The 579-nt window shown below is 37.7% G+C and carries 1 protein-coding gene; it reads right to left on the reverse strand.

The window, feature by feature from the left end; all coding sequences use genetic code 11:
• On the reverse strand, positions 1 to 579 hold a 579-nt coding region (locus tag ODQ17_RS19115), incomplete at both ends, for a hypothetical protein (protein ID WP_322905644.1).

Below are 579 nucleotides of genomic sequence, written 5' to 3' on the forward strand. Positions count from 1 at the left end.
TTTTCAATAAGTCATTTTCATACTGATACGTAGTTTTCTTACTCTTAGTCACTCCGCCATTGGTATTGGTAACTGTTGAACTGGTTACACGACCTTTGCTATCTAAGGTATTTACAACAGTTTCATCTTTTCTTTCTATCTTTAATGGGGTCTGGAATCTTTTTACATCAGGGGAATAAGTATAAGTAGTGGTTCTTTTTAAAGCCTCATCACGCTCCGCTTCAATTAAAGTGGATAAACGACCAAAATCATCATACTGAAATGATGTCGCATTACCATTTCTATCTATGACATATTTTAGGTCAGAGGTGAGTACATCAAAACCGGCTCGCTGTATCGGAGTATTATTATAGGTCACACAAGGATATCCCCCGAAATCGATATACATATCCCTTTCACGGTGATCTCCCCGAATATCAATATACATTGGATCAAAATCTTTATCTGCAGTATTATCCGTAGAGATAAAGTTCAACCTTTTTGTTGAATTATATCCTTGATAAGCCTTTTCAGTCCCTCCTGTCTTAACGACACTCGCCCGCTTTATCCCAGCCTTAGAGGAACTAAACGGATAGGAAA

The sequence above is a fragment of the Acinetobacter sp. IRS14 genome (assembly GCF_034650275.1).
GTDB classification, from domain to species: Bacteria; Pseudomonadota; Gammaproteobacteria; order Pseudomonadales; family Moraxellaceae; genus Acinetobacter; species Acinetobacter oleivorans.